This is a genomic window from Roseibium sp. Sym1 (assembly GCF_027359675.1).
Taxonomy (GTDB): Bacteria; Pseudomonadota; Alphaproteobacteria; order Rhizobiales; family Stappiaceae; genus Roseibium.
Genome location: NZ_CP114786.1, coordinates 3,540,238 through 3,565,270, shown reverse-complemented (window position 1 = coordinate 3,565,270; position 25,033 = coordinate 3,540,238). Strand labels below are relative to the sequence as shown.

The following is a 25,033-nucleotide window of genomic DNA, read 5'->3' as shown; positions in this document are numbered from 1 at the left end:
CTTTCCTTATCGAGGTTGCCATGTCCGTCGTTTCGCCAGCGCGCGTGCCCGCCAGCCCGTCCCTGTTCGCGCCCGAACGCGCTGCCGGCACGCTGGCGCTGATGCTCGGCGTCGGCTCCCATGCGATCAACGGCTTTGTTACCACCGCCGTGCTGCCGGACATCATCCGCGACCTCGGCGGGCAGGACCGGGCCTTCTGGGTGTTTTCCTCCTTCGAGATGATGGCAATCCTGGCCGGTTGCCTGACCGGCGCCGCCAAGGTGCGTTTCAGCGCCCGCCTGCCCTTCCTGCTGGCAACGCTGCTTTTGGCCGGCGGCTCGGTGCTTGCCGGTCTGTCGACCTCCCTGGAAGGCCTGATCGCCGGGCGCGCGCTACAAGGTTTCGGCGAAGGCATGATCATCGCCCCCTGTTATGCGCTGATCCCCGATCTCTTCCCGCAGGTTCTGGTGCCGCGGGTGTTTGCCATGCTGGCCGGGGTCTGGGCGATGGCGGCCGGGTTCGGGCCGGTTTCCGCGGGCCTGCTGGCGGACCTGTGGTCGTGGCGCGCCGCGTTTCTGATCAACCTGCCTTTGGTGTTGCTCCTGTTCATCCTGATGAACACCGCCCTGCCCTCGCATGCCGCACGGCCTGCGCCGGACAACGTCACGACAGGCAGAAGCGGCCGTTTCGGCCTGCGGCTTCTGCTGCTCGTCGTCAGCATCTTCCTCCTGACCGTGATCGGAGAGCTGCACGAACCATTGCCCCTGGCGCTGACAACGCTCGCCGGTCTCGCCGTTGCCGGCCTTCTCTTCAAGGTCGATGCCGGCAGCGCCAGGCGGCTCTTCCCCAGGGACGCTTTCCGGCTACGGACCATGATCGGCCTCGGCACCTGGATCGTCATCCTGATCTCGGTCGCCGCGGCGGTCCGCGCCATCTTCGTAACCACCATCGGGCAGGTTCTTTGGGGCCTCAGCGTCACCGAGGCCAGCTATGTCACCGCCCTGCTTGCCCTGTCCTGGTCGGTCTTTGCCTTGATATCCTCGCGCGCGCCCACCAGACAGCGCGAACTGGCCTATCTCGGAACCGGACCGTTCCTGGTTGCCGGCGGGCTCGGCCTGACGGCAATCGCCATTGACGTTGATGACCTGTGGGTGTTTGCCGCGGCGTCCATCGTCACGGGCGCCGGTCACGGCCTGTGCAACCAGATCCTGTTGCGCTCGCTTATGTATTCCGCGGACGGCGAAGACCGGAACCTTGTCTCCGGCATCCTGCCGACCATCTCCTCCGCGGGCATTGCCATCGGCGGCGGCCTGACCGGCCTGCTGGCGATCATGACCGGACTGGTCGCGCCGGGCGACACGGCCCTGCTCGGCAAGGAGGCGGTGATCCGGTCGGGAGCCTCGGTGTTCTACATCAATGCCGCGCTCACATTGCTCCCGGCCTTCGCGATGCTGGTCCTGCGCCGCCGGCTGATGCGGCAGGAGGTCTCCGATCCCTGATCCCGACGCCAGCAGGATGGTGGTCATCACCGTCTTCCCGACGACCACTTTGGCTGGTCGCAGGTTCTCAGCGAATAGTCGCTCCAGACCAAAATCAATCTCGCCCAATTGAGCGCAACCCCACTTGCAGTCACTTTCACTACAGTTGAAGTGGCTCGGTAAGACTGGACATGCGGCTTTCTCGGATACCGAAAGGTAATCTGTTGCAAAATAGCAACGCCGGCACCGGAACCTTCCGGAGACAAGGAACCACACCCTTCATAAGCGCATCGGTTGCAGGAAGTGACTTGTATCCTGCCCGAAAATTGGCATATTAACGAAAAATTAAGCAAAACTCGGCTGAGCCAACATTTTAAGTTATTGAGAAGCAAGATTTTTTTGAGTACTCACCTTCAGATCAAGCGATTTCAGAACCAGCTGGGCTCACAACCCCCGGGTTTACCTTGCGGAATCAGTCTGCTCACAATTGACCGCACGCAGACGCGCCCATGAGTAAAAATATCAATCCTTTCCCGAACGCTTTTTCAGCGGTCGCCGACTTCGGCGCCGAAAGTCGTAAAAGTGTTTTTCATACTCCCGCCGATCGCATTCTTGGCCACGAAGCCCCGGACGCACTCTTTCGCGGGTCGAATGACGCTTTCCCGGCGGCCAATGGCGGCGGCGACAATCTGCATGGCGATGCCGCCGCGGAAGCCATGTCTGGCGACAGTCCCGAAGGTGAAGGCGACCGGCTCAGCGGCGGCAACAGCACCGTGCGGGAAGGCCGTGGCGGCAAATTTCTTCGCCATCGCAAGGCGGGAAATGACACACCGCGCGGTGTCAGCGACACCCTGATTTTCACGGCCGGCGAGGACAAGACGACGGCGGGCCGGGGCGCTTGCCCCTTCCTGCTCCGTGACCTCGCCTCCGTGACCGCAAACCACTTCGATTTCTTTCAGAGGAGCAGCGCGACGAGACTGTATGTGGCCCCCGAAACGGGCAGCGACCACCCGCAATCTCGGCTGAGATAAAAGATGTGCAACTTCTGTAGCCCGGATTCTCTTGGCTGCTTTGACCGGGATATGGTCATCGGAGCCCAGAACACGACGGAAAATGCCGGTATTTTTGAGGCGACGGGCGTTACGGACAATGACCGGACCGGCGATAACAATATCGATGGCCTCCTGATTGGCACCAAGTGGAACAGCACCAATCTGACCTTCTCGTTCCCGGATTCGTCGACCTACTACAACACGCCCTACGAGATTTATCCCGGCGGTTATGACGACGGATATGTCGACAATTTCGTCGAGATGAACGCCTATTGGAAGGGCGCGATCCGGATCGCTCTCGATCATTTCGCCTCGGTATCCGGTCTGACCTTCACGGAAGTTTCATCAACCACGCAGGCGGACCTGGTCTTTGCCCAGACCACGGACGCCAGCCTGCCGACGGCCAGTGGACGGTTTCCGGGCTGGAACAACCAGGGCCATGCCTGGTTCCAGCAATACAATTATGCCGGCCGCCCGGAGCATGGCACATACACGTCGCACACCATTCTTCATGAAATCGGCCACACGCTTGGCCTGGCACACGGCCATTCTCCCGACAGCATTACGTCAGTTCCTGGCGTTGCCATGGATTATGATCGCGATTCGATGGAATTCTCGGTCATGACCTACCGGTCCTATGTCGGGCATTCCCTGACCGGTTACACCAACGAGTATTACGGCTTCGCCCAGACGCTGATGCAGTATGACATCGCGGCGCTGCAGCAGCTTTACGGCGCCAATTACGCTTTCAACAGCGCCGACACCACCTATCACTTCTCGCCTGTCACGGGTCAGATGTTTGTCAACGGCACGGCGCAGGCGGACGGCCCCAGCGAAAACATCTTCCGGACGATCTGGGACGGTGGCGGCAACGACACCTACGATTTCAGCAACTACAGGCCCCAGCTTCTGATTGATCTGGAGCCCGGAGGCTGGTCAGAGCTGGACTCCCAGAACGCACTTCTGGGTTCCGGAGCGGTTGCCTGGGGCAACGTATTCAACGCCCAGCTCCATGACAATGATCTGCGTTCGATCATCGAAAACGCGATCGGCGGCCAGACCCACGACAGGATCTTCGGCAACCAAGTCAGCAACATGCTGGAGGGCCGGAATGGCAACGACCTGCTCTACGGCCGTGCCGGCAACGACACGCTGTTTGGCGGTGCCGGCAATGACACGTTGCGCGGCGGCTCCGGAACCGACCGGATTGATGGTGGTAGTGGCTTCGATATTGCCGATTATCTGAATTCCGCCGCCGGGATCTTCGTCAATCTCAGCAGCAGCCGGACAGAAAGCGGTGGCGACGCGCAGGGCGACAAGCTGGTCCGGATTGAGGGCGTCTGGGGGTCGCACCACGACGACGTCATCACGGGCTCGGCAGCGTCCAACAGACTGGAAGGCGCCGGCGGCAACGACTGGCTTGCCGGCTGGCACGGTGTTGACACCTTGCGCGGCGGCGCCGGCAACGATTTCCTGCGCGGCGGTGAAGACAATGACCGGCTGGATGGTGGCGACGGCAATGACACCGCCGATTACGCACAGTCGAAGTCGAGCGTTTTCGTAAATCTTGCAGACAGCCGCGTGGAACGAGGCGGTTCGGCCGAGGGCGACCGCCTGATCAGCATCGAGAACATCAATGGATCCAGTTTCAGCGACGTACTTGACGGCGACGGCAATGACAATTTCATTTTCGGCGCCGCTGGAAGTGACATCATTCGCGGGGGCGGCGGAAACGACACCCTTGAAGGCGGACTGTCCAATGACGTTATTGCCGGAGGCACAGGCATAGACACGGCCATCTACGAAGCCTCCTCCGCCTTCGTATTCATCAACCTGTCAGACAACAGGACGGAAAGCGGCGGCGAGGCCCAGGGCGACAAGTTGGTCTCAATCGAGAACATCGTCGGTTCTTCCCATGATGACGTGATCACCGGTGACGCCAATGCCAATACCATTGAGGGTGGGGCAGGCAACGACATGCTGTATGGCTGGCACGGCGACGACATTTTGCGCGGAGGTGCGGGCAATGATGTGATCCGGGGCGGTTTCGGCGGGGACATGATTTACGGAGATGCGGGCAACGACACCGTGGACTATCAGCAGTCCAACGCCTCCGTCACCGTCAACCTGACCAGTTCCTCGACCCTTACGGGAGGCTCGGCACAGGGTGACCGGCTTTACGGTATCGAGAATATTATCGGTTCCGCGCATACCGACTACCTGACCGGCGACAATGGCGCCAATGTCATCGACGGAGGCGGCGGAGACGACACTCTCAGGGGACTTGGTGGTGCCGACACGTTTCGCTTTACGACCACCGGCAGCCACAAACTCATTATGGATTTCCAGAAAGGCGTCGACGTCGTCGAAATCACGATCGGCGCCGACGCGTTTTCCGACCTTGTCATTGCCGACTATTACGGCGAAGCCATGGTGATTTATGCAGGTGGCAGCATTCTCCTGAGCACGCTGACGCAAGCCCAGGTTACCGCAGACGATTTCATATTCACCTGATGCAACAGGACAGGCGCTCCGCGACGCCTGTCCATTTCACCAAAAGCCTTTAGGCCGCCAGACCGCATCGGAGGCGATCCGGGCACATCCGCCTTAGCAGATCCCAGGTATCGCCAGATCTCCGCTCCAACCGCCGGCTTTGCCGCAACTCGGCGGCCAGGACCGGACCCTGACGATCACTCCAGAGCGCTCCCACGCTCTCACCCCCTCACGTTCACGATCACGACGCGTCCGTTTCCGACGGGACCATATCCAGGGGCAATGTTTTGACATTCCGTTGGCGGCGGCTTGGAAAGCGCTCTTGGGTCCGTCACCTAGCGCCCTGAGACTTCGTTGCCGATCTTGAAGGCAAAGCTTTCGACCCGCGTGACATCGCTGTTGGTCTCGCACCGGAAAGAGAGATCAAACCAGCGTCCCAGGCTCTTGAACGCAACTCCGCGCAAGTCGACGACTGTGCCCGATACCCTTCGCGGCACCGGAAAACTCTCCGGTGGAACCGCGCTCACCGCGGAAAGCTGCCTTTCCAGTTCCGACACGCACAACAGCTTCAGACGCTCATTGGCACTCAAGCCGCGCATCGCGGAAAGGACGCGCGGATCCTCGTTCGAAAACAACTCCCGCGCTGCCTGCATGCCCGCCGGCCGACCGGAATTGCCGGTTTCCCGCGGTGCCTGCCTTCGACCGGAATCAGCCCGGCGCGCCGGTTTGGGCGCAGGCGTTGTATTTGTCGCAATCGGCCCGACAATGCCGAAATCCTCGGCCGGTTCCTCGCCGTCGGGACCTGTATCGACCTCCGCACCGGTGCCCGCGGTTTCTTGCGTTGTGTCCTCTTCCGATGCCGCTTCGGGTTCCGGGACAGCGGTATCATCCGCGAGCTCGGTGGGGGCAGCTTCGTCCTGGTCTTCGCCAGTCTCTTCCCCGGTCTCTTCTTCAGCCTCTTCCGGGACAGCCGGCTCGCCGGCTTCCGTCTCGTCGGTCGCGACGTCCTCGGAAGGAGCAGCCTCATCCGGCGCGCTCTCGGCGGTATCCTGGCCAGGCTCTTCCTCTTCGGGCGGTGTCTCTTCAGCGATCTCCTGATCAGCTTCAGCCGTCTCCGGTGGCGTGTCCTCGGCGGTCTCCTGCGGCCCGCTGTCCTCCTCGCCGAATTCCTCCACGGACGGCAGGATGGCCGTTTCCGCCGGAGGCTCGGCTTCGGCAGGCTCCTGGGGAGCGGGCGGAGGAGGTGGCGGTGGAGGAGGAGGTGGCGGTGGTGTTTCTTCCCCCTCCTCCTGCTGTTCTTCCGGCTGTTCTTCCAGCTGTTCTTCCGGGGGCGGCTCCGGCGTTTCCGGTTCGGGCTCGGCCTGTTCCGGTTCGGAAAACGGCACCAGGGTCACCTCGATGGGCGTTTCCTCGGGCTCCGGCAGCAATTCCACGACATCCGTGAAGAGATAAAGCGCGAGAAGGCCATGCAGCAGCAACGAGAGGCCGAAGCCCCAGCCGAAGTGCAGCTTGTCGCTGAACCGGTCGTCATCCATGGGCCGGTCCCTATCCGCGATTATGGCCAAAACAATGTCCCTGGTTCGAAGCCGTCCGTCGCGAGGACGCATCATGGACCAAAAAACCCGGCGTCGCCGCCGGGTTTTTCACTATCAATTCCGCAATCGGTCTCGAACCAGCCCTCAGCTGTCGAGGAACGAGCGCAGCTTGCGGCTCCGGCTCGGATGCTTCAGCTTCCTGAGCGCCTTGGCCTCGATCTGGCGAATACGTTCGCGCGTGACCGAGAACTGCTGGCCGACTTCTTCCAGTGTGTGATCGGTGTTCATGCCGATGCCGAAACGCATCCTGAGGACGCGTTCCTCGCGCGGCGTCAGCGACGCCAGGACGCGGGTCGTGGTTTCGCGCAGGTTCGACTGGATGGCCGCATCGATCGGTAGGACCGCGTTCTTGTCCTCGATGAAATCTCCGAGATGGGAATCTTCCTCGTCGCCGATCGGCGTTTCGAGCGAGATCGGCTCCTTGGCGATCTTCAGGACCTTGCGGACCTTCTCAAGCGGCATCTGCAGCTTCTCGGCAAGCTCTTCCGGTGTCGGCTCGCGGCCGATCTCGTGCAGCATCTGGCGCGAGGTCCGGACGATCTTGTTGATCGTCTCGATCATGTGCACCGGAATACGGATCGTGCGGGCCTGGTCGGCGATCGAACGGGTGATCGCCTGCCGGATCCACCAGGTCGCATAGGTGGAGAACTTGTAGCCGCGCCGGTATTCGAACTTGTCGACCGCCTTCATCAGGCCGATGTTGCCCTCCTGGATCAGGTCCAGGAACTGCAGGCCGCGGTTGGTGTATTTCTTGGCGATGGAAATCACGAGACGCAGGTTGGCCTCGACCATTTCCTTCTTGGCGATGCGTGCTTCGCGCTCGCCCTTCTGCACCATGGCGACGATGCGGCGGAACTCGGTGATCTCGAGGCCCGTCTCCGTGGCCAGCGTCTGGATTTCCTGACGCAGTTCGCGGACGGTTTCCTTTTCCTTGGCGATGAAGTTCTTCCAGCCGCGGGTGGACAGGTTGGCGACCTTGCGCAGCCAGTTCGGATCGAGTTCGGCGCCCTGATACTGTTTCAGGAAGTCGGTGCGGTCGACATTGTAGCTGTCGGCCAGGCGCAGCAGACGGCCTTCATAGCCCATCAGGCGCTTGTTGATGTCGTAGAGCTGGGCCACCAGGGCATCGATACGGTTCTGGTTGAGCGACAGGCTCTTCACATCGACGATGATGTCTTCTTTCAGCTTCTTGTAGCGGCGCTCCTGGCTCGGCGACAGGGTCTTGTTGGCCAGCTTGTTTTCCACCAGCTGGTCCTGCAGGCGGCGAAGCTTCTTGTAGTTGTCGGCGATGTTGTCGAAGGTTTCCAGGACGCCGGGTTTCAGCTCGGCTTCCATGGCGGAGAGGGAGACGTTGGATTCGAACTCGTCGTCATCGTCCTCGCCGTCTTCGTCGCCTTCCTCGTTCTCGGTGTCCTCGGAAGCGCCTTCCGTTTTCTCGGCAGGCGTGCCGGCCGCCGGGGCAACGTCGTCATTGGCAACCGCGGGACCTGCCTTGGCATCCGGGCCGGCATAGGTTGCTTCCAGATCGATGATGTCGCGCAGCAGAACCTGGGCTTCGTTCAGCTCGTCGCGCCAGATGATGATGGCCTGGAAAGTCAGCGGGCTTTCGCACAGGCCGGCGATCATCGCCTCGCGGCCTGCCTCGATGCGCTTGGCAATCGCGATCTCGCCCTCGCGGGACAGCAATTCCACCGATCCCATCTCGCGCAGATACATGCGCACCGGATCGTCCGTTCGGTCAGCCGGTTCCTTGGTGGTGGTGGTCTTGGCAACGGCAGTGGTGGTGGCCGCGACCAGTTCACCGCCATCGACCTCTTCCGGACCGTCCTCGGCTTCGTCGGAATCGATCACGTTGATGCCCATGTCAGAGAGCATCGACATGGTGTCCTCGATCTTTTCCGAAGACACCTGCTCGGAGGGCAGAACCTCGTTGAGCTCGTCATAGGTGACATAACCGCGCTTCTTGGCGGCTTTGATCATCTTTTTGACAGCTGCATCCGACAGGTCCAGGAGAGGACCGTCAGGGCCGTCCGTGCTCTGTTCCTGAGTGTCGTCTGCTTGTGTCGCTTTGGCTACCATATCGTGCTCCAGTTCGTGGCCGCTTTGGCCACGCCGCGCCCATAGTTTGGCTTCAACCCAATGTGTTCTCAGCGCGCCAGCTTTTCATCAGCGGCGGCGTCCGGAAGAATCATTGCGGATAGGTTTGTAAGCCGTGTCCCTTAAGTCCCAATTAACCGTACACTTTTCGACATTGACAAATATCAGCATCAACGCAGCACACGGTCTTTATTGTCCACATTCGAAGAACGAATGCCGAAGTGGTGTTCAAACGGGTTGCAGCTTGATTAAGACTATTGCCGCAAGCAGGCTCATAAGGCTGCGGCGCGATAAAGGCTGCAAAGGTTCTATTTAGCTCGGCACACACGATTCGCAAGTGTGATTCGTCACAGGTCAATCGGAAAATGCGTTTTTTGAGCGATCCGAGGCCTCAAAACGTCCCGGGAAGGCCCCGCAAGTCTGTCTGCGCTATGAAACCTGCTGTGCCACAGCCGCCACGGGAGGCGCGGTCCGGATCTTCTTGGCGCGCTCCGCGAGGTCGCCCTCGTCACGCGCGCATTCCTCCCGCCGGCGGCTCAGGTCCTGGGTCAGCGCCTGGATGCGCGACCAGGAATGCTCGTCGAGCTGTTCGTCCGCAAGCGCGAGTTCCCCGGCCAGTTCCTCCTCAAGGGCGTTCAACTCGAGCACATCCAGGAAATGGAGGAACGCGGCCTCTATGAAATCCTCCGGCGGATTGGATTTGAGCAGCGGGAAACGGTGGATCAACGCGGAGAATTCCGCCCCCTTTTGCTCCTGAAGCCCGATGGTCTCCAGCATCATCTCGTACATGATGTCGCGGAGCGGCTCGTCGAAGGCGCTGGTCAGGTCGGCAATCGGCGTCGCCTCCAGATCGTCGACGATGCGGCACAGCACGTCCCGCAACTGGCGGTGCAGCTCGTTGGAAAAGGGCAATCTGGAGAACCGCTCGAAATTCCGGTCGAGAAGATGCGGAAACCGCATGCTCACGCCGAGCACCAGGCGTTCGGTCCCGAAATCGTCGCTGGCGGCCACCCGTTCGCGGGCCGCGCCAAGCGAAGTGACGGTGTCCGCCCCCTTGTTGCCGCCTTTCCGATTCTGACGGGCCTGTTCGAAAAACAGGTTCGAAAGCTTGAACTTGAGATCAAGCTGGTAGCGGCGGCGCACGCGTTCGTCACGGATGGTGCCGATCAGATCGTCAAAGCGCTTTTCCAGCGCGGCCTTTCGCTCCGGCGTGTCGAGACGGGCAACCGAGATTTCCCGGTCCCAGACCACATCGAACAGCGACTTGGCCCTGGAGACTTCCGCATGGAACCCTTCAACACCGCGCTGCTTGACGAGATCATCCGGATCCATGCCATCCGGAAGAAAGCAGAACTGGAATGAATAGCCGCTTTTAAGCACCGGAAAAATCCGGTCGATCGCCCTGTGCGCCGCCGAGATCCCGGCCGCGTCTCCATCAAAGCAGATCACCGGTTCGGGCGCGAATTTCCAGAGGCGCAGCACCTGGTCCTCGGTGAAGGCGGTGCCCAGCGAGGCAACCACGTGGCGGATACCGGCCTGCCACAGGGCAATCGCATCAAGATACCCTTCGACCACCACCGCCTCGCCCGACTTGAAGGCAGGCTCGCGCGCCCGGTGGGCGTTGAACAGCATGACGCCCTTGTGAAACAGCGGCGTTTCAGGAGAATTGAGATATTTCGGCTGTCCCTCCGGGGACAGCGTCCGCCCGCCAAAGGCAACCACCCGGCCGCGGTCGTCCTGGATCGGGATCATCAGCCGGCCGCGAAACCGGTCATAGGACGGACGGCCGTCGTCTGGCTTGATAATCAGCCCGGCCTCGATCATCGCCGCCTCGGGGATCTCGCGCGCGGCCAGATAGGATTTCAGCGCATCGCGGCTGTCGGGCGCAAAACCGAACCGGAATTCCCTGAGGGTTTCGGCAGAAAGGCCTCGCTTGCCGCAATAGGCCCTGGCCGCCTCCCCGCGCGGCCCCGCATATTCGTTCTGAAAAAACTGCGCGGCCATTTCGCAGATATCCGCCAGGCCCGCCCGTTTCTTCTCCCGCCTTGCCGCCTGCGGGTCGGGTGCCGGCAACGCCACCCCCGCCTGGTCCGCCAGCCGCTCGACCGCCTCCGGGAAGCTCAGGCCTTCGGTTTCGCAGACGAACGTGAAGTGGTCCCCCGAGGCACCGCAGCCGAAACACTTGTAGCGGTTGCGCCGGTCATCGACGTGAAAACTCGGACTTTTTTCCTGATGGAACGGACAGCAGGCCCAATAGTCGCCCTTGCCCGGCTGGGTCTTGCGCCGGTCCCAGCTCACCCGGCGCCCGACGAGATCCGACAGGGTCAGGCGGGCGCGAATTTCATCAAGTAGGCGCGGTTCGAAACGCATGAAACACAAACAGCCCGGAGTTCAGTGAAAATGCCAAGGCGCGGGGCCTCACGTAAGGCGGCACCGTCAGCCTGTCAAAATAGAGTGTCTTCAGGCGGGATGCCAGTGGCAGCACGCACTCCGTATCCCGGACTGGAAAGCCTGTGAACAAACCATCATTGGCAAAGGGGCTCAGGTGTCGCCGGTACCCTCGGACCCGTTTCCGGTCTTGTCGTTGCCGTCGGTCCGCAACATGTCCTTGACGACACAGGATGCCTGGACGAAATCCATCTGCCCCGGATAGCGGGTTTTCAGTTCGCTCATGCAGCGGCCGATGTCGCGCAGGCCTTGCGCGTCGATCTCCTTGACCGTTTCCTCGCAGATGGTGCGCACTTCGTCTTCGCTCAACTGGACCGGCAGGAATTCGCGGATGATGTCCTGCTCGGTGCGCTCCTGTTCCGCGAGGTCGAGCTGCCCGCCGCTTTCGAATTCAACCGCGGACGCTTCCCGTTGCCGGATCATCTTCTGAAGGATTTCAACCACTTCAATCTCGTTGACGCCGTCCTTGCCGTTTTCACGGGCCGCCGCCTCGCGGTCCTTGACAGCGGTCTGGACCAGACGCAGCGTCGCGCAGCGGCGCTTGTCACCATTGTCCTGAGCCGCCTTCAAGGCCACGTTGATTCTCTCGCGCATTGCTGTGCGCATGGTTCACCCCACCCCTGCCGTGCTGAGGAGCGACGCATTTCGGCGCCCGTTCCCTCACCCAGTCAAGCTATTGATTTTTAAAGATCTTTTTTCAGAGGATCAATATTGACGATCCAAGCCGCTTCCCATAGAGTCCCGCGCTTAATGCAGACGGCTTATGCAGGCTCGAAAGCCTGCGCCAGACGCCTTTCCTGCAGCGCATGATGTCACCAACAAGATCTGGAAACAAGACATGACGACTGCAGACGCATGGTCAGAGACCCCGGCGACCGCCCTGCTTGTGCTATCCGACGGCAGCATTATCGAGGGACAGGGCCTCGGCGCCACGGGCCAAGCCGTTGGTGAGATTTGCTTTAACACGGCCATGACCGGTTATCAGGAGATCCTGACCGACCCGTCCTATTCCGGACAGATCATCACCTTCACATTTCCGCATATCGGCAATGTCGGCACCAACGACGAGGACATCGAGACGGTCAACATGGCGGCCGACAGCGGCATCCGCGGCGTCGTGCTGGCCGCCGCGATCACCGAACCGGCCAACTACCGCGCTGCCAAACATCTCGATGCCTGGCTGAAAAGCCGCAACATGATCGGCATCAGCGGCATCGACACACGCGCCCTGACCGCCCTGATCCGGGAAAAGGGCGTGCCCAACGGTGTCATTGCCCATGCTCCGGACGGCAAATTCGACATCGAGGCCCTCAAGGCGGCCGCTGCCAACTGGCCGGGACTGGTCGGCATGGACCTCGCGAAGGACGCCTCCACCACCCAGTCCCATCCCTGGTCGCAGACCACCTGGAAGTGGGATCAGGGCTACGGCGAAGCATCAGGCGGCACCTTCAAGGTCGTTGCCATCGACTACGGCATCAAGCGCAACATCCTGCGCCTGCTGGCCGATGCCGGTTGCGACGTGATGGTTCTGCCGGCAACCGCGAGCGCGGAAGACGTTCTCGCTCACAAGCCCGACGGTGTCTTCCTGTCCAACGGTCCCGGCGACCCGGCCGCCACCGGCAGTTACGCCGTCGACATGATCCGCAAGGTTGTCGACAGCGGGGTGCCGACCTTCGGCATCTGCCTCGGGCACCAGATGCTGGCGCTGGCTCTTGGCGGCAAGACCGTGAAAATGCACCAGGGTCATCATGGTGCAAACCACCCGGTCTTCGACCACACCACCGGCAAGGTCGAAATCACCTCCATGAACCATGGCTTTGCGGTCGATGCTGACAGCCTGCCCGGCAATGTCGAGCAGACACATGTATCGTTGTTCGATGGATCCAACTGCGGCCTGGCCATGAAGGACAAGCCGGTCTTTTCCGTGCAGTATCACCCTGAAGCTTCACCGGGACCGCGTGACAGTCACTACCTGTTCAAACGCTTCACCGAGCTGATGGAAAGTGCCCGCCAGGGCTGACAGCCCGGATATGGCACCCGAACATCTACACCCTTCGCGCCGGCCTTGTGCCGGCGCTTTTTTGTCTGGCGAATGCTGCTCCAACATCGTCGGCCAGAACCATGCTGACATCACTGAAACCGGTTCGGCAGGGCACAGGCCGCCCCGCGCGACACGGAACATCGCTCCAGACCTGCGGCGCCTGCCCCGGATCGGCATCCGGAACAAAGCGCATTGGAACGGTCATAAAGGCCCTCGCAACAAAGTCTGAATATGAAATTGATACACATTTTCCCAAACCGGAGCGTTCCGAACCGCCGCATCCGGGAGAAGTTGAACCACGGCCGACCGCAGTTCGGCAACGCTACGGCCTGCTTTAGGGGATGGGCATCCTCCGGGAGAGGTCAGGATATGCCATGGCCCAGGACCGTGCCGGGCGCCGTCATTGCCCAGTTCCCGGATCGCCACGGAACCTGCAAACACAAAAAACCCGGCATGGAAACCATGCCGGGCCTTTTTAAGCGCACTGAGAAACGGTTCAGCCGACCAGTTGGTCGAACGCACTCAGAATCTGTTCGACTTCGGCAATCTGCTCGTCAAGCATCTGCTTCTGCTCGACCAGTATGTCCTGCTGTGCACGGCAGATTTCCTGAAGTTCCTTGTACTGGTCGTCGCGTTTGGTGCTGCCTTCGACCAGCTTGATCACCCGTCGGATCTCGGCAAGCGTCAGGCCGATCTTCTTGGCCTGCAGGATCACCCGCATCCGCGACACGTCCCGCGCTCCGTAGAACCGGCGAGCCCCCTTGCGCACCGGATTGAGAAGTCCTTTCTCCTCATAGAAGCGCAGGGTGCGGAGCGTGACATCGAACCGCTCCGACATTTCGGAAATCGCCAGAGCGCGATCTTCGAGAACCACTTCCTGTCCCGGACCAGCTATGTCCGGAACCACGACCATTTTGGTTGCTACATTGTTCATTCTGTTAAGCCCGATCTTGTCTTTCTTGTTCCAAGTCTGGCTGGGTCTTGCAGTACTCCCGACCTTCCGGTCCCACCTCCGGTCAATCGGGTCCCACTAGCACGGCAAAACAGCTTCCGCAGCTTGAAGCGCAATGCTTGTCGCTTGAGAAGCCCCCGGCACAAAACTCATAGGAGACTAAGCACCAGTCTAATACACCGGATCGACAGTTAAAATCCACGAAAAAATTGGATTTGCTGAATATTTTCCGCAGAAGATTCAGTCTTGTGAAAAATAAATCCTGAATCGACGCAAAATGAACACAGAACCGGGAATGTTCAATTGAAAGAAATAGAGCCATTACCCAAACAAATATTAATTATCGATAATCTGAACCTAATAAATAGACATTTACAAATTCAGGATTTCCCATGCAAGTTTTCTTAACTTCACGGCAACCCACAACGGAAAATTACTTAAACTTCCTTTTCATTACCCTGACAATTATTACAGGTAACCATTATGCCTAAGGCACTTGGCACAGCAAATTGATACACTCCACCCGCAAGTTGCCGTCAAAACCTTGCGCGGGGCAGCCGGCGCCTGAACCGAACACGGGTGCCAACACCCTCAGCCAGCCGAGATAACATTTTTGACTGTTCGGTCAAGTTTTATCGGAAAGTCAGCCGTTCAACGGCCCACAAGAAGAGCACATTGTGCACTTCTTGATTGACAATTCAGCGGCCAGGTTATTTTTGTCAGGGAAACGGTACGTGCGCTGCAACACGCGGCGGAACGAAACCAAGCTGTTCCGGAATAAGAAAAAATGGCCGATTCGAAACCCAAAGACACCGCGCCCGGCATGACACCGCAACAATTCCGTCACTGGCGGCGTGCACTCGGCCTGAAACAGAAGGATGCCGCGGAGCGGCTAGGCCTGAAGAAACGCATGATCCAGTATTACGAGAAGGGCAATCGCGACGGAAGACCCGTTGAAATTCCCAAATCCATACGCCTGGCCTGCTTCGCGCTGTCGAACGGCATTGGCGACTTTGACGGTCAAACCACCGTTCCGCTTCCTTCTGAATCCAAAGAGAGCGAATAAAGTCGCAATTCTGCTCCGGAAAACGTCGTCAACCGGTCCGGGCGGGGTTCCCTAGCGCGCCGCTTTTCCCTATAAGACGCGCTCAGCCAACATTGTCATTCACCTCAAGTCCGAGTCAGACCGAATAACGGCACCCGTTATCCGGACTGGCCGCTGCGAGCCGCGAGCCGAGATGCCCAAACGCACAGATATCTCTTCCATCCTGATCATTGGTGCCGGTCCTATTGTCATTGGGCAGGCCTGCGAATTTGACTATTCCGGCACCCAGGCCTGCAAGGCACTGCGCGAAGAAGGGTATCGCATCATCCTGGTGAACTCGAACCCGGCGACGATCATGACCGACCCGGATCTCGCCGACGCCACCTATATCGAGCCGATCACGCCCGAACTTGTCGCCAAGATCATCGAAAAAGAACGCCCAGACGCCCTGCTGCCGACCATGGGCGGCCAGACCGCCCTCAATTGCGCACTGGACCTTCAGGAGATGGGCGTTCTTGAAAAATTCGGTGTCGAGATGATCGGTGCCCGCGCCGATGTCATTGAAAAGGCAGAGGACCGGGAAAAGTTCCGCGCCGCCATGGATGCGATCGGTCTCGAGAACCCGCGCGCGGCGATCGCCTCCTCCCCGGCCATTCGCAACGAGCAGGGCAAGATCGCCGGATATGACCGCAACGCCGGTTATCTGGAAGCCATGCGCGCGCTCGACGAGATCGGCCTGCCGGCCATCATCCGCCCCGCCTTCACGCTGGGCGGCACCGGCGGCGGCGTCGCTTACAACCGCGAGGAATACGAGACCATCGTGCGCTCCGGTATCGATGCCTCCCCGGTCGGCCAGGTGCTGATCGACGAAAGCCTGCTCGGCTGGAAGGAATATGAAATGGAAGTGGTCCGCGACAAGGCGGACAACTGCATCATCATCTGCTCCATCGAAAACGTCGACCCGATGGGCGTGCACACGGGTGATTCCATTACCGTCGCGCCGGCGCTGACCTTGACCGACAAGGAATACCAGATCATGCGCGACGCCTCGATCGCCGTCTTGCGCGAGATCGGTGTCGAGACCGGCGGGTCCAACGTTCAGTTCGCGGTCAATCCGGAGAACGGCCGCCTCGTCGTGATCGAGATGAACCCCCGCGTGTCGCGCTCCTCCGCGCTTGCATCGAAGGCAACCGGTTTCCCGATCGCCAAGATCGCCGCCAAGCTCGCGGTCGGCTATACCCTGGACGAGCTGGAGAACGACATCACCGGCGGCGCCACGCCCGCCTCGTTCGAACCGAGCATCGACTACGTGGTCACCAAGATCCCGCGCTTTGCCTTCGAAAAGTTCCCGGGATCGGAACCCACGCTCACCACGGCAATGAAGTCGGTCGGGGAAGTCATGGCCATCGGCCGGACCTTCAACGAAAGCCTGCAGAAGGCCCTGCGCGGCCTCGAGACCGGCCTGAACGGCCTCGACGAGACAGAGATCCCGGGCCTCGACCAGGGCGACGATCGCAATGCCCTGCGCGCGGCGGTCTCCACGGCGACACCGACCAGGCTCCTGAGCGTTGCACAGGCCATGCGCCTCGGCATGAGTGTTGAGGAAGTCCACCAGGCCAGCGGCATCAACACCTGGTTCCTGGAACAGATGGCCGACATCCTGGCGATGGAAGCAAAGGTACGCAATATCGGCCTGCCGCGGGACGCGGCCAATCTGCGCAAGCTGAAATCGATGGGCTTCTCGGATGCCCGCCTGGCTAGCCTTGCCGGCAAGGAGGAAAGCGACGTGGCCCGGCTGCGCGCGGATCTCGGCGTTCATCCGGTCTACAAGCGGATCGACACCTGCGCGGCCGAATTCGCCTCGCCGACGGCCTATATGTATTCAACCTACGAGGCTCCGTTCATGGGGGCGCCGGCCTGTGAGTCCGATCCGTCCGACAGGAAGAAAGTTGTCATTCTGGGCGGCGGTCCCAACCGGATCGGCCAGGGCATCGAGTTCGACTATTGCTGCTGCCACGCGGCCTTTGCCCTGGATGATGCCGGGTACGAGACCATCATGGTCAACTGCAACCCGGAAACCGTCTCCACCGACTATGACACGTCCGACCGGCTCTATTTCGAGCCGCTGACGGCGGAGGATGTTCTGGAGATCATCCGCAAGGAACAGGAAAACGGCACGTTGCATGGTGTCATCGTTCAGTTCGGCGGCCAGACACCGCTGAAGCTGGCTCAGGCACTTGTCAAGGCAAACGTCCCGATCCTGGGCACGTCCCCGGACATGATCGATCTTGCCGAGGACCGCGACCGGTTCCAGAAGCTCCTGATCAAGCTCGACCTGAAGCAGCCTGAAAACGGCATCGCCTATTCGGTCGAACAGGGCCGCCTGATCGCCGGCCAGCTCGGCCTGCCCCTGGTCGTGCGCCCGTCCTACGTGCTCGGCGGCCGCGCCATGCAGATCATCCGCGACGAGGAAGCGCTCAACTCCTACCTGCTTGGCACCCTGCCGGAACTGGTGCCCGCGGAAGTGCGCGCCAAGTATCCGAACGACAAGACCGGCCAGATCAACACGGTGCTCGGCACCAACCCGCTGCTGTTCGACCGCTATCTCGATGGCGCCATCGAGGTCGATGTCGATGCGCTTTGCGACGGCAAGGACGTCTTTGTCTGCGGCATCATGGAACACATCGAGGAAGCCGGCATCCACTCCGGCGACAGTGCCTGTTCACTGCCGCCCTTCTCGCTCGGCGAGGACATGCTGGACGAACTCAAGCGCCAGACACGGGCCCTTGCCCTGGCGCTGGAGGTCGGCGGCCTGATGAACGTGCAATATGCCATCAAGGGGGGCGAGATCTACGTGCTCGAGGTCAATCCCCGCGCGTCCCGGACCGTCCCCTTTGTCGCCAAGACCATCGGTGTGCCGGTTGCCAAGATTGCCAGCCGGATCATGGCAGGTGAAAGCCTGGCCTCTTTCGGCCTCAGCGACCGCAAGTTCGACCATATCGCCGTCAAGGAAGCCGTGTTCCCGTTTGCGCGTTTCCCCGGTGTCGATACCATTCTCGGTCCGGAAATGCGGTCCACAGGCGAGGTCATGGGTCTCGACACCGCCTTCGGCAAGGCCTTTGCCAAGTCGCAGATCGGCTGCGGCACGGGTGTTCCCAGCGAAGGCACGGTCTTCGTCTCCATGCGCGACGAGGACAAGGCAGGCGTGATCGACGCGGTGCGCAGCCTGGAATCGGCCGGGTTCCGGATCATCGCCACGGGCGGGACCCAGAAATTCCTCGAGGAAAAAGGCATCGCGGTGCAGAAGATCAACAAGGTGCTTGAAGGCCGGCCGCATATCGTCGATGCTATCAAGAACGGTGAGGTTCAGCTCGTCTTCAATACAACCGAAGGTGCGCAGGCCATCTCCGACAGCCGGTCGATGCGCCGGGCAGCTCTTCTGAACAAGGTGCCGTACTACACCACCCTGGCAGGATCGGTTGCTGCGGCGAAAGGCATTGCCGCCCACAAAGCGGGGAGCCTTGAAGTAAGACCTTTACAATCCTACTTCGGCTAAGGCTAATATACTCATTGACCGGCCGGGAAAGCGCGCCTTTCCCGGCTTGGTTTGTTTTTGTTAAAGCGCGGTCCTTGAAGAAGAGCAAGATAAGGACCCAATAAGTTGAAGGTCTGAGACCCATGGAAAAAGTTCCGATGACCTCCGCCGGTTACAAAATGCTTCAGGATGAACTGAAGGAACGTACCGCGGCTGAGCGTCCGCGCATCGTCGATGCCATTGCAGAAGCACGCGCGCATGGCGACCTGTCGGAAAACGCCGAATACCATGCGGCCAAGGAAGCACAGAGCCTGAACGAGGGCCGGATTGCTGAACTGGAAGACAAGCTGTCGCGAGCGGAAGTGATCGACGTGACCAAGCTCGACGGCGACACCGTCAAATTCGGCGCGACCGTGTCCCTGATTGACGAGGATACGGAAGAAGAAAAGAAATACATGATCGTTGGGGACGTTGAATCCGACGTGAAACACAACAAGGTCTCGATTTCGTCTCCCATCGCCCGCGCCCTGATCGGCAAGTCGGTCGGCGACAGCGTCGAAGTGGCGGCACCCGGCGGCGCGCGCTCCTACGAGATCGTCGAAGTCCAGTTCATCTGATCGGCCAAACGGCCCAAAAGACATCGCTTAAGCCTTTGACCCGAGCCTGCTGACCGCTAAGGTGGCAACCGGTTCGAGTTGGAGGTTGGCGATGGTATTCCATACAATCGCGATTTGGTTGCTCATTCTGTCGGTCCCCCTTTGGGCTTACCGCTGGGTGCTTTTCTCAAAGCTGAACGGCCAGGAACGCACTGTTTTCAAGAGAATTGTCCGCAAAAGGCACGAAAGCGCGTTCAAGTTCGGTGCGCGCATCTTCGGCTTCCTCCTGGCGCTGGTGGTGGGCGTGCTGGTCCTTGTCTACGGGCTGGGCTTCTTGAAGCAGGGGGCGGTAAATGTTGTCCCATACAAGGACGTCATCAAGAACCGCCTGTACTCCGGCGTCGAACCGATTGACCAGACCCTGAACACCATCCACTACGAACAGCCGCTGCCCGTCGCCATCGTCATCACGTGCTTTATACTGAGCGTGGTCTTTACCCTCGTATCCGCAGCCATCAGGGACATCTCCCTTCTCCGGCGATTGCGCCGGAAACTGGAACGTGTCGGCAAGGAAACGGGGGACAGGAAGCCGGCCTAGCAGCCGCGCTCCGGAGCCGTCCGGTTCAGTCGATCGGCACCACCGGCTCGTCCTTGGTCCGTCGGATCGTCAGGGCCGTGCGCACACTGTCGACGTTTGGCGCAGCGGTCAGTTCCCGGATGATGAAGTTCTGGAAAGTCTGCAGGTCCGGCGAAACGCATTTCAGGAGAAAGTCGACTTCGCCGGACAGCATGTAGCTCTCGCGAACAAGCGGCCATTTCTCCACCGTCTGCTCAAAGGCGATCAGGTCGGCCTCCGTCTGGCTGTGCAACCCCACCATCGCAAAGGCGGTGACATCGTAGCCAAGCTGCTTTTCGTCGAGCAGCGTGCGATATCCCAGAATGAGCCCGGCCTCTTCAAGAGCACGGACGCGGCGGAGACAGGGTGGAGCGGAAATACCGACCCGGCGGGCCAGCTCCACATTGGTCATGCGACCATCTGCCTGCAATTCTTTCAGAATCTGCCAATCGATGGCATCGAGCCGCGCTTTCAAACCTGTCTCCTTTAAGCTGCGCCTTGGGCCTTCAGGTTCGGACCAAGATGTGGATGGTTCATCCGGACCGCATCGGCACCTTGCGGGATCAGAGAAACCCACGCTAACGTGTGTTGCCGGTGCCGAGTTATGATTTTTTGCGCGTTTGTGCAAGACTATAACAAAATTGCGCACGATTTCGAAAGATTACGATAGGGGAAGTTCTCCGGACATGCCGAAGCCACGGGAGACCGCCCCGTCAACCGTCTGGGTCCTGACCGATGGCAAGGCCGGCGATCTGGCGCAATGTATCGGTGTTGCGGAAGCCCTTGCCAGCCCATTCGAGACCCGGCAAGTCGCCCCCCGTCCACCCTTTTCCTGGTGGCTGCCGTTCGGACCGACCGATCCGCGTGAATGGGAAAGCCGGCCGGGCAGCCCGATCGCCCCGCCCTATCCGGACATCGCCATTGCCTCCGGCCGGCGGGCCGCAGGCTACCTGCGCCGGATCAAGCGCCTATCAAACGGCCGGACATTCACCGTGTTCCTCAAGGATCCGAGGACCGGCCCGGATGCCGCCGATCTCATCTGGGTGCCGGAACATGACAAGCTGCGCGGCCGCAATGTCCTGGTGACGCCGAGCTCTCCCCACAGGTTTTCCGCCGCAAAGCTCAAAGGTCTGCGTGCAGAAAGAGTGCCGGAGATCGATCGCCTGAAAACACCGCGCGTGGCCGTGCTCGTCGGCGGCGACAGCCGTCATCACAGGTTTACCGAAGACGACCAGCACCGGCTCCTGAACGGGCTGCGCACCCTGGGACAGGATGAGGGGGCGTCCCTGATGATCACGTCGTCACGCCGGACACCCGCTGCCCTTGCCTACGGGCTTTCGAGCCTGGCCAAGTCGGGCGGCCATCTCTACTGGAGCGGCAGGGACCCCAACCCGCTCGGGCATTACCTGGCAAAGGCGGACGCGATCATTGCCACGGCCGATTCCACCAACATGATCGGCGAGGCCACGGCGACCGGGAAACCCGTTCATGTGTTCCATCCAAGCGGCGGTCACGACAAGATCACCCGGTTTTTGGGGACTTTGGAACGGATCGGCGCAGTTCACCCCTTCCCAGGCCCGCTGAAAACCACTACCTACGAGCCGATAGATGCCACGCCCGTGATCGCGGACCGTATCCTTGCGGATTACGCGGCCTTGCGGCGGCAACAAGGACAGGAGCCCTAGCAACGGGCCACCGGTCGCAGGAACCGGACGAAAACACAGGAAAAGGTGCGCCCATGAGCACGGAACACAGCAAACTTCTGATCATCGGCTCCGGCCCCGCCGGCTACACCGCGGCGATCTATGCCGCCCGTGCAATGATCGAACCGACGCTGGTTGCCGGCATTCAGCCGGGTGGTCAGCTGACCATCACCACCGATGTCGAGAACTATCCCGGTTTCGCAGACCCCGTCATGGGCCCCTGGCTGATGGAGCAGATGCAGAAACAGGCGGAAAACGTCGGCACCAGGATCGTCTATGACACGATCACCAAGGCGGATCTGTCCCAGCGCCCGTTCCGTCTCGAAGCCGACAGCGGCACCGTGTTCACCGCCGATACGCTGGTGATCGCCACCGGCGCGCAGGCCCGCTGGCTTGGCCTGCCTTCCGAACAGGACCTCATGGGGGCCGGTGTCTCGGCCTGCGCAACCTGCGACGGCTTTTTCTACCGCAACAAGGAAGTGGTCGTGGTCGGCGGCGGCAACACGGCGGTTGAAGAGGCGCTCTACCTTGCCAATCTCGCTTCCAAGGTGACCCTGGTGCACAGGCGCGACAGCCTGCGTTCGGAAAAGATCCTGCAGGACCGGCTGTTCCAGAATCCGAAGATCGAGGTTGTCTGGGACAGCCAGGTCGACGAGATCCTGGGCGGCGGCATGCCCAAGGCGGTCACCGGCGTGCGCCTGAAAAACACCAAGACCGGGGAGCTGTCGGAACTTTCCACAGATGGTGTCTTCATCGCCATCGGCCATGCGCCGTCGGTGGAACTGTTCAAGGATCAGCTCACGCTGAAGCCGAACGGATACCTGGAAACCGCGCCGGATTCGACCAAGACCTCGATCCCGGGTGTGTTCGCGGCAGGCGACGTGACCGACGACATTTACCGCCAGGCGGTTACGGCTGCGGGCATGGGCTGCATGGCGGCGCTTGAAGCTGAGAAGTTTCTGGCCGAACATGAAGCCGCCACGACCAAACAGGCAGCCGAATAAGGCTGCCTGCAACGTCCTGCGGAGGGGCTCGCATGGATTGGGACAAATTGCGCATCTTTCATGCGGCTGCGCAGGCCGGCAGCTTTACGCATGCCGGCGACACGCTGCACATGAGCCAGTCCGCGGTCAGCCGGCAGGTCAGCGCTCTCGAGCATGACCTCGGCGTGCCCCTGTTTCACCGCCACGCGCGCGGTCTGCTCCTGACCGAACAGGGCGAACTGCTCTACCGCACCGCCAGCGACGTGCTGATGAAGCTCGAGGCCGTGCAGTCGAGCCTGACCGACAGCAAGGAAAAGCCGTCCGGAGCCTTGCGCGTCACGACCACCGTCGGGCTTGGCTCCACATGGCTGACCTCCCGTATCAAGGCCTTCATTGATCTCTATCCCGATGTCGACCTGCATCTGATCTTCGACGATGACGAACTCGATCTGGGCATGCGCGAAGCCGATGTCGCCATCCGTCTGCGCCAGCCGACCCAGCCGGACCTGATCCAGCGCAAGCTCTTCACCGTGCATTTTCATGTCTACGCCGCGCCTGAATATCTTCAGCGCTTCGGCGCGCCGGTCTCCATCGAGGATCTCGACAATCACCGCATCGTCGCCTTTGGAGAACAGGCGCCCGCGTATCTGCGTTCCATGAACTGGCTGGAAACCGCAGGCCGGGTCGCCACAAGCCCGCGCCGGTCGGTGCTGAAAGCCAACAACCTCGTCGCGATCAAGCGGGCGGTGCAGAGCGGTGTCGGCATTGCCATGCTGCCGGACTATATCATCGACAAGTCGACCAACCTGGTGCCGGTCATGACGGACCAGGAAGACAAGGTGCCCTCTTTCGACACCTATTTTGTCTATCCCTCGGAACTGAAGAACACCGCCCGTGTCACCGCTTTCCGGGAATTCCTGCTGACCAACGCGGAAAACTGGGTGTATTGAGACAGGCACCGGCAACCGCGCCTTGCCCAAAATTTACCCAGAAAAAAAAGCGCCCACAAAGCAGGCAGGCCCGTTCCCTGCAGGAAATCAAAACTTTTTTTCGCCGTCTTAGAAGAATTTTGCACGGAAACGCCAATAACTTCACATGATCAAGGTATTGGAAAAAAACATGTTTCCCGGAACCTTCTGACCGGAAAGTCAAGCAATGCACAAAATGCATAGCAGGTGTGCGGCACTGCCTCTTGTTTAATCGGCTTGTGCACCGCATATAAGCATCACTGTTGGTCACACGGACATCACGTCCTCCTCCCAGTGATGTTCAGACCAGCTGTTCCCCTCTGGAAGGTGATTCCACTGTTTTCAGTGAATCAAAATAAACTGCCGGGTCCTTAAAGACCCGGCTCTTTTTTTGCCCAGTTCATATTGCGGCGCAATAATCGCCGCCAGGCGCTACATGAACAGCTGCTCGCCCTTCATGTCCTTGTAGAGATGCGCCACCTGCTCCTCGTATCCATTGTAGAGCAACGTCTCGCGGCTCTCGTTGGTTCCAAGAATTCTCTCGGAGGATTGCGGCCAGCGCGGATGCGGCACGGCCGGGTTCACATTGGCCCAGAAGCCATATTCCTTCGCCTGGATTTCTTCCCAGAAGCTGACCGGACGCTGATCGGTGAAGGTGATCTTCACGATCGACTTGATGCATTTGAAACCGTATTTCCACGGCGTCACCAGGCGCACGGGTGCCCCGAACTGTTTGGCGAGCGGTTTTCCGTAAACACCGGTTGCCAGGAAGGCCAGCTCGTTGGTCGCCTCTTCGATCGTCAGCCCCTCCACATAGGGCCAGGGATACCAGGACTGCTTCTGGCCGCTGGCGACCGAGGGGTCGTGGAAGGTTTCGAAGCGCAGGTATTTTGCTCCGTTCTGGGGACCCGCCAGCTTGACGAGGTCCGCGAGCGCGAACCCGGACCACGGCACGGACATCGACCAGGCCTCGACGCAGCGGTGCCGGTAGAGCCGCTCTTCCAGCGGCATCTTCACCAGCAGGTCGTCGATATCGATCGTCTGCGGATTGTCGATCATGCCGTCGAGCGTTACCGTCCAGGGGCGGATCTTGAGATCCTGGGCCGCCGGCCAGATCTGCTTGTGAGAGCCGAATTCATAGAAATTGTTGTATTTGGAGGCAACATCCTCGGCGGTCAGGGGCCGGTCGAGCTGATAGGCTTCATTGCGCTTGACCGGATAAAGCCCCGCGCTCGGGTCTTCCTCGGCAAAGGCAGGGCGCAGCCCGAGGCCGCTTCCGACAAGCGCGCCGCCCCCGGCAAGACCTGCCAGGATCTGCCGACGGTTCAGGAACACGGCTTCCGGTGTTGCCTCTCGTTCGGGAAGGTCCCAGCTGCGTCTTTTCAAGATGTTCATGCTCTCACTCCGTTTGTCCCGAAGGAAACCGGAATCGGCCTTCAATGGCAAATAACG

18 protein-coding genes are annotated in these 25,033 nt (G+C 60.4%); 11 read left to right on the top strand and 7 right to left on the bottom strand.

Features of this window, described 5'->3' with window-relative positions:
- The first annotated feature begins 20 nt into the window (after nt 1-20).
- The 3 genes from O6760_RS16135 (at nt 21) to O6760_RS16125 (ending at nt 5,023) form a co-directional block, all read left to right on the top strand.
- Complete coding sequence (locus O6760_RS16135; RefSeq protein WP_269580739.1) at nt 21-1,478, top strand: MFS transporter; 1,458 nt, start codon at nt 21-23, stop codon at nt 1,476-1,478.
- A gap of 488 nt (nt 1,479-1,966) precedes the next feature.
- Nucleotides 1,967-2,488, top strand: coding sequence for a hypothetical protein (locus O6760_RS16130; protein WP_269580738.1), 522 nt, complete (start codon nt 1,967-1,969; stop codon nt 2,486-2,488).
- 51 nt (nt 2,489-2,539) lie between these two features.
- The gene (locus tag O6760_RS16125) at nt 2,540-5,023 is read left to right on the top strand and encodes a M10 family metallopeptidase C-terminal domain-containing protein (protein WP_269580737.1); all 2,484 of its coding nucleotides are present in this window, start codon (nt 2,540-2,542) and stop codon (nt 5,021-5,023) included.
- 314 nt (nt 5,024-5,337) lie between these two features.
- On the opposite strand, the gene O6760_RS16120 is transcribed toward O6760_RS16125, so the two are convergent.
- From O6760_RS16120 to O6760_RS16105, 4 genes are all read right to left on the bottom strand, one after another.
- Nucleotides 5,338-6,537: a DUF930 domain-containing protein gene (locus O6760_RS16120; RefSeq protein ID WP_269580736.1), complete on the bottom strand. Its 1,200-nt coding sequence runs from the start codon at nt 6,535-6,537 to the stop codon at nt 5,338-5,340.
- Between the two features lie 144 nt (nt 6,538-6,681).
- A complete protein-coding gene (rpoD, locus tag O6760_RS16115; protein ID WP_269580735.1) occupies nt 6,682-8,676 on the bottom strand; it encodes an RNA polymerase sigma factor RpoD in 1,995 nt (664 codons plus the stop codon).
- Between the two features lie 447 nt (nt 8,677-9,123).
- Nucleotides 9,124-11,064 carry a DNA primase gene (gene dnaG, locus O6760_RS16110; protein ID WP_269580734.1) on the bottom strand — a complete coding sequence of 647 codons (1,941 nt, stop codon included), beginning with the start codon at nt 11,062-11,064 and terminating at the stop codon, nt 9,124-9,126.
- 171 nt (nt 11,065-11,235) lie between these two features.
- The gene (locus O6760_RS16105) at nt 11,236-11,736 is read right to left on the bottom strand and encodes a GatB/YqeY domain-containing protein (RefSeq protein WP_269586291.1); all 501 of its coding nucleotides are present in this window, start codon (nt 11,734-11,736) and stop codon (nt 11,236-11,238) included.
- A gap of 244 nt (nt 11,737-11,980) precedes the next feature.
- Here O6760_RS16105 and carA point away from each other — a divergent pair, with 244 nt between their 5' ends.
- On the top strand, nt 11,981-13,162 hold the full coding sequence (gene carA, locus O6760_RS16100) for a glutamine-hydrolyzing carbamoyl-phosphate synthase small subunit (protein ID WP_269580733.1): 1,182 nt from the start codon (nt 11,981-11,983) through the stop codon (nt 13,160-13,162).
- A 517-nt stretch (nt 13,163-13,679) separates the two neighbouring features.
- Here carA and O6760_RS16095 read toward each other — a convergent pair.
- Nucleotides 13,680-14,117, bottom strand: a complete 438-nt coding sequence (locus tag O6760_RS16095) for a MerR family transcriptional regulator (protein WP_269580732.1) — start codon at nt 14,115-14,117, stop codon at nt 13,680-13,682.
- An 805-nt stretch (nt 14,118-14,922) separates the two neighbouring features.
- Between O6760_RS16095 and O6760_RS16090 the strand changes: the two genes are divergently transcribed.
- The 4 genes from O6760_RS16090 (at nt 14,923) to O6760_RS16075 (ending at nt 19,909) form a co-directional block, all read left to right on the top strand.
- Nucleotides 14,923-15,201, top strand: a complete 279-nt coding sequence (locus tag O6760_RS16090; RefSeq protein WP_269580731.1) for a helix-turn-helix domain-containing protein — start codon at nt 14,923-14,925, stop codon at nt 15,199-15,201.
- Between the two features lie 172 nt (nt 15,202-15,373).
- Nucleotides 15,374-18,736, top strand: coding sequence for a carbamoyl-phosphate synthase large subunit (carB, locus tag O6760_RS16085; protein WP_269580730.1), 3,363 nt, complete (start codon nt 15,374-15,376; stop codon nt 18,734-18,736).
- 122 nt (nt 18,737-18,858) lie between these two features.
- On the top strand, nt 18,859-19,332 hold the full coding sequence (gene greA / locus O6760_RS16080; protein ID WP_269580729.1) for a transcription elongation factor GreA: 474 nt from the start codon (nt 18,859-18,861) through the stop codon (nt 19,330-19,332).
- Nucleotides 19,333-19,423: 91 nt separating this feature from the next.
- Nucleotides 19,424-19,909, top strand: a complete 486-nt coding sequence (locus O6760_RS16075; RefSeq protein ID WP_269580728.1) for a hypothetical protein — start codon at nt 19,424-19,426, stop codon at nt 19,907-19,909.
- A gap of 25 nt (nt 19,910-19,934) precedes the next feature.
- Here the strand turns inward: O6760_RS16075 and O6760_RS16070 are convergent, their stop codons facing one another.
- Entirely contained in the window at nt 19,935-20,402 is a 468-nt protein-coding gene (locus O6760_RS16070) for an Lrp/AsnC family transcriptional regulator (RefSeq protein WP_269580727.1), read from the bottom strand.
- Nucleotides 20,403-20,613: 211 nt separating this feature from the next.
- Here O6760_RS16070 and O6760_RS16065 point away from each other — a divergent pair, with 211 nt between their 5' ends.
- The 3 genes from O6760_RS16065 to O6760_RS16055 are packed head-to-tail and all read left to right on the top strand — an operon-like array spanning nt 20,614 to nt 23,563.
- Nucleotides 20,614-21,612: a mitochondrial fission ELM1 family protein gene (locus O6760_RS16065; protein ID WP_269580726.1), complete on the top strand. Its 999-nt coding sequence runs from the start codon at nt 20,614-20,616 to the stop codon at nt 21,610-21,612.
- A gap of 53 nt (nt 21,613-21,665) precedes the next feature.
- Nucleotides 21,666-22,634, top strand: coding sequence for a thioredoxin-disulfide reductase (gene trxB, locus O6760_RS16060; RefSeq protein ID WP_269580725.1), 969 nt, complete (start codon nt 21,666-21,668; stop codon nt 22,632-22,634).
- A gap of 32 nt (nt 22,635-22,666) precedes the next feature.
- Nucleotides 22,667-23,563: a LysR family transcriptional regulator gene (locus O6760_RS16055; RefSeq protein WP_269580724.1), complete on the top strand. Its 897-nt coding sequence runs from the start codon at nt 22,667-22,669 to the stop codon at nt 23,561-23,563.
- Between the two features lie 450 nt (nt 23,564-24,013).
- On the opposite strand, the gene msrP is transcribed toward O6760_RS16055, so the two are convergent.
- Entirely contained in the window at nt 24,014-24,976 is a 963-nt protein-coding gene (msrP, locus tag O6760_RS16050; RefSeq protein ID WP_269580723.1) for a protein-methionine-sulfoxide reductase catalytic subunit MsrP, read from the bottom strand.
- Nucleotides 24,977-25,033 lie beyond the last annotated feature (57 nt).